This is a genomic window from Pseudomonas inefficax, from assembly GCF_900277125.1.
Classification (GTDB): Bacteria; Pseudomonadota; Gammaproteobacteria; order Pseudomonadales; family Pseudomonadaceae; genus Aquipseudomonas; species Aquipseudomonas inefficax.
In genome coordinates, this window is record NZ_OPYN01000145.1 from 1 (window position 1) to 1,435 (window position 1,435).

The following is a 1,435-nucleotide window of genomic DNA, read 5'->3' on the forward strand; positions in this document are numbered from 1 at the left end:
ACGCTGGACCTGACTCAGGCTGCCATCCTCGGCCTTGACCGCAACACTGACGGTTTGCCGGGTCAGCGGCAGCGACTTGCCATCGAGCAGGTAGCGGGTCGGGTCCTTGGGGTCGAGTTGCAGGCGGTACAGGGTAAAGTGCTTCGACGTATCGACGGTGTGCGTCCAGGCCAGATGCTGGTTGAAACCGATGTTGACCACCGGCAGGCCCGGCAATGCCGCCCCCATCACATCGAGCTGGCCGGGAATGGTCAGCTGCATCTGATAGAAGCGCATGCCGCCCATCCACGGGAAGTGCGGGTTGGCCAGCAACAGGCCGCGGCCATTGGCCGAACGTTGCGCCCCGACGGCCACTGCATTGCTACCGCGCTCAGTGGCAAAGCGTTGCTGCCTGGCCAGCGCTGCGGCAAACCCTGCCGGCGCCTGCTGGCTGGCCAGCGTTGGCGGTTGCGCCCCTGCCAGTGCTTCGACGAACTGCCCGACACCGCCTTCAGCAAGCAGCCGACGGGTCAGCCTGACCAGGTCCTCGCTGCTGATCGGCCGCAGCCACTCGCCGTTGCCACATTCGGCGGGCAAACCCTGGCTGCGGCGCTCGGCCAGCGCCCGGTTGTAGCCGCTGGCATAACCTGCCAGCAGCGCCTGTACTGGCGCCGGCTGCGCCTGCAAGAACGCCTCGACTGCCGCCGGCGTGTTGAGCCAGGCAAAGAACACATCGCTGGCCAGGTTTTCACGCTGCTCCAGGGTCTTGCCCTTGGCACCGAGGTAGCGTGAGCGCTCTCCACTCACCGTCAGCACTTCATTGGCCAGCAGGCACAGGTTGTCCTGGGCGTAGGCGTAGCCAATGCCATAGCCCAGGCCGCGCTCGTCCTTGGCCACGATGTGCGGCACCCCGTAACTGGTTCGGCGAATCTGCGCACTGGCATCGGCTGCGGCGGACTGCACCGGCGCTGCGCCGACGTTGAAGGCTACCAGGGCGGTGGCCAGGCCAACGCAATTCATGGGACGGGAAAGTGGAAACACGGGCACTCCTCGGCTTCGGGGGTCATCCCGATCAGACGAATGGCGAGATGAAAATTTTACGTATTACAAGGCAATTGAACGTCTTGAAATACAACGTCTTGAACAGAGCCAGGCTTTTTTTGCGACTGGGCTGCAGTTTTTCCGTTCTCATTCGTCCTAGTAAGTGAGGCACCCAAATTTCGGGTTCGTCCACGAAAAGGAGCATTCACATGTACAACCCGCAACCCGAGATCCAGGCTGGGCGCGTCCCAGGCAAAGCGCCCACGGAACGGGACGTTTTGGCTGACGAACGCATCGGCAACGAACAGATCCGCGAGCTGTTGCGCAGTTTCGGGCTGCGTACCAGCCTGATCCGCCTCAAGGTCATCGATGCCTTGCACGCCGCCGACCGCAATGGCCGCAGCATTGGCGTGCG

At 63.2% G+C, this 1,435-nt stretch carries 1 protein-coding gene and 1 pseudogene; one reads left to right on the forward strand and one right to left on the reverse strand.

Translation table 11 applies throughout. The annotated features are described in order from the left end of the window. The coding region (locus JV551A3_RS16385; protein ID WP_205125951.1) for a penicillin acylase family protein at nucleotides 1-1,020 on the reverse strand (1,020 nt) is incomplete at its 3' end. Between the two features lie 209 nt (nucleotides 1,021-1,229). Here JV551A3_RS16385 and JV551A3_RS16390 point away from each other — a divergent pair. After that, nucleotides 1,230-1,435 (forward strand): annotated as a pseudogene (locus tag JV551A3_RS16390) (fe2+ zn2+ uptake regulation protein); the annotation flags it as partial.